Genomic DNA, 6510 nt, shown 5'->3' on the forward strand with positions numbered 1-6510 from the left:
AAAAGCAGCTAAATTGCAGCGTTTAAGACATAAAAACGCCAATACTGAAAATAGATAATGGCCGGGGCTTCTTTTGCCTTTTTTCTCGCTTAGTAAATTTCTCAAATATTTATTGCTAAAGTAGTATCCTAGATCACAGTGTCAGCTACTCAGGTGACAGAAGGAGGGGCTACTTGGATGATACCCATAACTTTGTCATTCCAGCGCGTGACGCTGGAATCTAAGAATTTTATTAGGTTAGTGAATATGAAAGTTATGTAAAAATGCACCGTTTTATGGAAAATCGGATCCCAGTGTCAGCTACTTGGATGACAAGAAGAGGGCACTGGAATGACAGGAAGAAGGGTGCTGAAATGACACTGTCATAGAACTTCAGCCATACTCTATGATTTTACATATTGAATTAATTATTTATACCTTTTTATTAAAGTATAAATTATACTGATGTTGAAATTTACGCTTTCTTTAGAGAGATCACCCTATGCTTGATATTGAAGGATTAATAAATTAGAGGTTAAAGTTATGACAATCAATCAACAAGTAAATAAAAACATGACTGAAGAAAAATATTTCGACAATAAGCATGTTATAAAAATTGATGATTTAAACATTAAAGTAGAGGTTTATTCTCATAATTTAAGAGCAAGTAAAGTTCCTAAAATTGAAAGTGAGGTAAGAGAAACAGCTACTAATTTTAAAAATGCATTTAAGTTGGAGCCTGGTAGCTCAGAACAAACATTCAAAATTTATGTGTTCGATGATAAAGCTGATTACACTCACCTTGGCGGAAGCAAAGGTTTTAATCTTGGTCTTGGAGATGAAGGTGGTATGTGTTACTACAAAGGAGAAAGTGGCGTTTTTGCTAAGATGTACGTCCATCAGCAAGGTGGCGTTCATAACCTTCAGCATGAATTTGCACATGGTTTAACTTACTTAGCTACGGGAGGTGTCCGCTTACCTACAGTGTTAATGGAAGGGATTGCAGATTACTTTGAACACCACTCAGACCATAAGTTCAATGCCCAAGGATCGAGCATTGATAAAACTGAAGCTACAAATTTGGATTTAAGTAGAATTTTAAGTTTGGAATATTCAGAAAATAGTGAAACAAATAGCCTGGTTTACAAAACAGGTCATGTATTAATAATGTATTTACAAACAAATCATCCAAACTTGCTAAGTGATTACTTAAGCGCTATACGTGCTGGTGATAGCAGTAGATCAAAACAACTTTTGGAAGAAATACAACAGCATAACGATGCCTTTAAAGGCTGGCTTGCTGAAAATAGCACAGATGTTGCAATGCAGGACATCAATGCTTTACAAGTCACAAAAGGAGAGTTTATAGCAACTGGTCAAGAAATAGTGGGCGGAGAAATTAAAAATGTATCCTATTATAAAGCAAATATAGAAAAAATGGATGGAGAAAACGTCGGAAGTTTTTCTCCTGTAGAACATGTTGCACTTTATGATTTTGCCCGTGCTATTAATAGGGCAACAAATGACTATTTTGATATATCAAAGAAATATCATTTCTTGAAAGTAATCAAAACTCCCGACGGGCAAACTAAACTCACTTACTCTGATCAACAAGGTGGTGAATATCGAAACAGTCTAGAGTATAAAATGCAAGCTTTCAGGATGCTATCAAAGTATGATGAAGGTTTAAAGAAAACTCACGATGATACATTAAAGGGTTTGAACCAGAAGAGGCAAGAGGAATATTCAAAGATAGAAAGAGAATATCGTGAAGGAAAGATTTCTTATGAAGAATATTTAGAAAAATATCGTTCAATCCCTTCCAAATATGAGGAATTAAAAGATTCCTTGCTTAATGAGATGATAAGCACTGGTTCAAAACAGTTAAAGTCAACTCAGAACATCGATGTGGAAAAGATGTTGGAAGAAATGATCAATATCAATCTAAACTTAGTCAGAGGTGACCATATTGATCTACAAGAAGGTAAGATTCTCTCTATAAAAGCTCTCGGTAAAGGGGATATGGGTGCACTGTCTATATATGATGGAAATACAAAGCTTGGAGAGTTATCGAGTGAATCAGGATTCTTTACTCAAGTTGAAGGTCAAACTAAAGAAACCTTCGTTTTTGAGGACATATTGCACAACTTAAATACTCAATATGATGGTGGTGCTTATATGGCGGTTACAAAAAAAATGGTCATTATAAAGCTTCCCTGATAGATGGCAGAACGGTTGAACGTGATGAATACTTCAATGAAGCACATTTACATGAAAATGAATTGCTGCATCCTAGTGTTGGACATATCCAAAAAGACAAAGACTTAGATTCTCTGCTCCTCATAGGTCCTAAGATTTTGAATCATAAGGATTCAAAGCATGCTCAATATTCTAATGAACAAAGAGAAAATGGAGTAATCGTCGAAAAAGGAAAACTATTGGACAATAAGGGAACCGACAGGACAGATGACGATGTATACGAAGCTGTTGTAAAACAAGGAGGCGAGCGCTTACATGAATTCAAAAATATGGGTTTTTATATTAGTGAGAAAGGTGACCTGTTTATTCATGACCACGGAGCAAACTTAAGATTTCAACTACCAAAAAGTATTACTCATTTAAAATTAGTACTGAAGGATGGCGGATATAAATTGGTGCCAACTGATAAGGATGGTGTTGAATATAGGTATGACGCTCGAGGTAATGCTATACCAGACGAGTACAAATATATTGACCCAATATTTGCACATGAATATGAAAAAAGGGATTATTCCCATAAGCATGTCAATATAGGCCTTGTAAATTTTGATAAATATAACACTGGTAAGCTTTTTGCTATTAAGTACGATCCGGATGATTATCATATACAAAAAAACTCCAAAGGTGAAATACTTAGAATAAACGGTCAAACATATTTCACTAAAGTGAAATTGTTTGATGGCGATGAAGAAATTGGAATGCTATCTAATAACTTCCATAACTTCAAAGGCAAAATATTCTTTTCTGCTGATTATAACTACAGTTATAGCGATTTCCTGGCATCCGTTTCTCCTCAAATTGAAATTAAAGATATGGACGATGGGAGTAAAAGAATAATGTTTGATCGAGGTAGAGGCGATATTGGTGATACTGATAAAGGCTACACTGATTATCAGAGAATATACACAAAAGGGAAACAAACCGAAAGTTCAAAAGAACAGGCAAGTGTAAGCGAAACTGAAACAGAAGTCGATGCGCCACACATGGGTTATAGTACTATTAATGCTATTACACGAGCTGCCGAAGAGAAAGCTGCATCAAACGACAATGGTGAAATGCAGTCTGATCAGCCGCAAAGTTTAACAAGAACAAAAAGGTCAGCTTTAGTAGAGGACAAAGAGCAAGAGCAGGTAGTGTTGAAAGACACAATCTTGAAAATAGAAAAGAACTATGATCGAGATTCAGAAGGAAAGCATAAGGCAAATATCACTATAGATTATAATGATGTAAAAGCCTTATATGACAGAGCTGAGGGAGCAGAAAAGCAATCTGTGTTAAAGTTTTGGCATAAATTGGCCGAATCGGGATATAAGGTTGGTGCTTTGCCGGAAGACAAGTATTACTTTAAAGATGGCAAATTCGTAATTCATGATAGTGACGCAAAGAAGCTTATAGTATTACCTGAAGATAAGGTGTCCATCAAGATAACGAAAGATGGCAATCATTATGACTTAGCTATATCTAATAAAGAGGGCAAGGTAATAAGTAGTATTACAAAAATAGATAACTTAAACTATGAGTTGCTGTCAGACACAAGTGTCAGTTTAGAAACGCAAGATAGCACTCTATTTTCAGATCAACATAATGAATATAATGTTTATCTAGAGAATGGTTTAGGAGAAATATTTAACTGCGCAAGCGACTACGCTTATCACGATCACACCTTGTTCAACATGGGTTAATACACATAAAGGGCTGCTGCATTAAAACAGCAGCCCTCATGTGTGTGAGGTTATTATACTAAACTAAGTATAAATTGCTACAGAACTACACACTTTTTTTGATATTAGCAAGAACTATAATAATGCAGCACTGCCTTGCGTATTGCCAATCCGAATTCTACCTGCTGTAAAATAACACAATCTGCTATATCACTGCTGATCTCAATCCCTCTGTTTATTGGACCTGGATGCATAACAATCGCACTTGATTTTGCGCATGATAACTTTCGTGAATCAAGCCCATATAAATGAAAATATTCTCTCTCTGAAGGAACAAAACAACTATTATTCATGCGCTCTTTTTGCAACCTCAAAAGCATAATTACATCGGCATCCTTTATGCCTTCAATTAGCGAATAATGGACTGAATCTATCTCAGGAAAATATCTGCAAATCAAAGTTGGTGGTGCAACTAAGCATATTTTTGCTCCAAACATTTTTAATAATCTTATATTCGATCTTGCAACTCTGCTGTGTAAAATATCTCCGCATATTACAATTTTGAGGTCCTTTATTTGCTTCTTATGACTACTGATTACAAAATAGTCCGCAAGGGCTTGAGTTGGATGTTCACTGCTTCCATCACCTGCATTAATTAGCGAGCAGCTAACATGCTCGGCCAGCATATTTAAAATACCGCTGTTTTTTTGCCTGATTACTATATAGTCAGGATTCATTGCATTTAACGTTTTCACCATATCTTTCAAATTTTCTCCTTTGTTAATAGAAGAAGATTTTATCGGCAGAGTTATGACATTTGCTCCAAGACTTTTTGCTGCTATTTCAAAAGATGCAAGAGTACGTGTTGAATCTTCAAAAAATAGATTTATTACTGTCTTGTTTTCTAAGGTATGCCCATTTGCAGCTTCATTTTTCAGGTATTGACCAGCTAGCTTAATTATATTTTCTACGTCGTTGATTGTGAGATCCTGTATGCTTAGCAGATTCCTTCTATTGCTCATAATTTCTCTTTAGTGTACAATTGCCATTCAACTCATTCTACTTTCTTATTGCCTTTTTTCAACAAGTCTCCTCCACGACAATTATTTAAGCTAAACCTAAATAGGCATTGCATTAAAACAAAAACTGGTATTAATTGATAATTAGTATTCTAGTTTTATTATGGTCAGTATGTTAATAGTAAGTGAGGTTGAAAATGGTTGCAAAAACTGCAAAGAAAGATGAGAAAACTAGCCTAGGAAGCAAAATACTAGATTACGTGCCGTGGAGAACGGCGCTCACAATTGCTGCTTTTACTATTCCAGTTATTGGTCCTGTTGCTGGTGCAGTTGTTGGAGCTTTAGCATATGGTAATTATAGGAAGAATAATAGAACTAAAGATGAAGAAAGCGGCAAAGAGAATGCAAAGCCAGGTCGTTTAGAGAAACTCTTATCTAAAGCTGGCACTATTGCAAAGAGAATTGGTGTTATTGCAATTGGCTTTCTGTTTGGAGGACCAATTGGTGGTATAATTGCCATAGGTCTTATGGTTGTTGACAGTATATCAGGTGGCAAGCTTATTCAAGGAGCAGAAAAAGCATTAGATGCAGGTTATGATATACTGAGTGTTGCGGGAAAAGGCATATTAGATGCAGAAAGACAGGCAGCAGATAAGATGAAAGGTTCTGAGAAGGGAGTTAAAGGAAAAGGGGCTGAGGAAAAAGGCGAACCTAGCGCTCCTGAAAGAGGTGAAGGAAAACCAACTGAAGAAAAAGTTGCAAGCAATGCAAAAGAAGTCAATAATGAAAAGTTGAAACCAGATAATAAACAAATTCTTGGCCCTGCAACCAAAAGGCTTGCACAAGTAGGGAATCAGCAAACCAAGAGCAAGGCGCGGGAGTAGGCATAAACTAGCATATATCCCAGTGCTTGAACTGGGATATATGCGGATTATTTCCACTTACACTCATCAGCTATCATAACAGCTTCGAGCAGGTTTTCTTCAAGTTTGCTGAGAGGTAAGTTGCTTTGTAAATAATTCCCCCAAGATTTTAATACGTCGGAAGTTTCGACGCCTTCAACAATAGGATATTCCTGATTTTTTTTAGCATATAGTTCTTGAGCTTGCTTGCTTACTAAAAATTCCAGCAAAGTTATAGCATTTTTTCTGTTTTTTGCGTTTTGTGTTACCGCTGCACCACTAATATTCACCATTACACCATTATCGTTTTGATTAGGGAAGAAAACTCCTAGCTTGTCTATAACATTCCTTTTATTTCCATGTCCTGACGAAAGCATTCTTGCAAAATAATAGCTATTTACTATTGCAACATCTCCTTCACCAGCAGCTACAGCATAAATTTGGTCAGTATCGCCACCACTTGGTTTTCTTGCCATATTGCTCACAATTCCACAAACCCATTCTTTTGCCTTTTCAAAACCTTCGTTTGCAATCATAAAAGCAATCAATGATCGGTTGTATGGACTCGTAGAAGAACGTACTAATATTTTTCCTTTCCACTTTTCATTTGCTAAATCTTCATAAGTATTTAAATCTTTAGGATCTACTGATTCTTTATTATAAACCAATATTCTAGTTCTTTTTGTGAGG

At 35.8% G+C, this 6510-nt stretch carries 6 protein-coding genes; 4 read left to right on the forward strand and 2 right to left on the reverse strand.

Translation table 11 applies throughout. From position 1 onward, the window contains the following. Positions 1-138 precede the first annotated feature (138 nt). The 3 genes from DM84_RS06085 (at position 139) to DM84_RS04130 (ending at position 3920) form a co-directional block, all read left to right on the forward strand. Complete coding sequence (locus DM84_RS06085) at positions 139-261, forward strand: hypothetical protein (protein WP_284706131.1); 123 nt, start codon at positions 139-141, stop codon at positions 259-261. Between the two features lie 261 nt (positions 262-522). Next, positions 523-2199 (forward strand): collagenase, encoded by a 1677-nt coding sequence (locus tag DM84_RS04125; protein WP_250778535.1) that lies wholly within the window; start codon positions 523-525, stop codon positions 2197-2199. A gap of 137 nt (positions 2200-2336) precedes the next feature. Next, positions 2337-3920 (forward strand): hypothetical protein, encoded by a 1584-nt coding sequence (locus DM84_RS04130; protein ID WP_250778537.1) that lies wholly within the window; start codon positions 2337-2339, stop codon positions 3918-3920. Positions 3921-4024: 104 nt separating this feature from the next. Here DM84_RS04130 and DM84_RS04135 read toward each other — a convergent pair whose 3' ends face one another. After that, the gene (locus DM84_RS04135) at positions 4025-4921 is read right to left on the reverse strand and encodes an aspartate carbamoyltransferase catalytic subunit (RefSeq protein ID WP_250778540.1); all 897 of its coding nucleotides are present in this window, start codon (positions 4919-4921) and stop codon (positions 4025-4027) included. A 194-nt stretch (positions 4922-5115) separates the two neighbouring features. On the opposite strand from DM84_RS04135, the gene DM84_RS04140 reads away from it, so the two are divergent. Further along, on the forward strand, positions 5116-5802 hold the full coding sequence (locus DM84_RS04140; RefSeq protein WP_250778542.1) for a hypothetical protein: 687 nt from the start codon (positions 5116-5118) through the stop codon (positions 5800-5802). Positions 5803-5849: 47 nt separating this feature from the next. Here the strand turns inward: DM84_RS04140 and DM84_RS04145 are convergent. Further along, positions 5850-6510: extracellular solute-binding protein (locus DM84_RS04145; protein WP_250778543.1), on the reverse strand; the 661-nt coding region annotated here is incomplete at its 5' end.

This window comes from Wolbachia pipientis, assembly GCF_023661085.1.
Classification (GTDB): Bacteria; Pseudomonadota; Alphaproteobacteria; order Rickettsiales; family Anaplasmataceae; genus Wolbachia.